This window comes from Vibrio sp. R-1 (assembly GCF_035615595.1).
Lineage (GTDB): Bacteria > Pseudomonadota > Gammaproteobacteria > Enterobacterales > Vibrionaceae > Vibrio > Vibrio cholerae.
The window spans coordinates 1-423 of sequence record NZ_WPDC01000325.1 but is presented as its reverse complement, the minus strand read 5'-3'; the positions used below and the strand labels follow the sequence as shown (position 1 = coordinate 423).

Sequence of the window (423 nt, the reverse complement as noted above, 5' to 3'; positions counted from 1 at the left end):
GGCTGGTGCTGATTCGCCGAAGCTGGTCATACCGATGATGCGACCGCCAAAGCCAACATACTTGTACCAGAAGTCGGCAATGCCCACTTCAATCGCGATACGCTTAGTCACAGCGGCTGGCAGAACGGCTTCGCGGTAAGCTGCATCTTGCTTATCAAACGCGTCGGTCGATGGCATAGAGACCACGCGAACCGCTTTGCCTTCGGCGCTCAGTTGTTCGTAAGCGGCAACCGCCAGTTCTACTTCAGAGCCAGTCGCAATCAGGATAAGTTCAGGTTGACCTGCGCAATCTTTCAGGATGTAACCGCCTTTGGCGATGTTCGCGACTTGCTCAGCACTGCGTGGTTGCTGCGCGAGATTTTGACGCGAGAAAATCAGCGCAGATGGCGTATCTTTACGCTCAATCGCCAGTTTCCAAGCCAC

The 423-nt window shown here is 54.6% G+C and carries 1 protein-coding gene; it reads right to left on the bottom strand.

All coding sequences use genetic code 11. From position 1 onward, the window contains the following. Nucleotides 1-423, bottom strand: a 423-nt coding sequence (locus GOU96_RS18345; protein ID WP_324702128.1) for a transketolase-like TK C-terminal-containing protein, incomplete at both ends; no start/stop codon positions are given.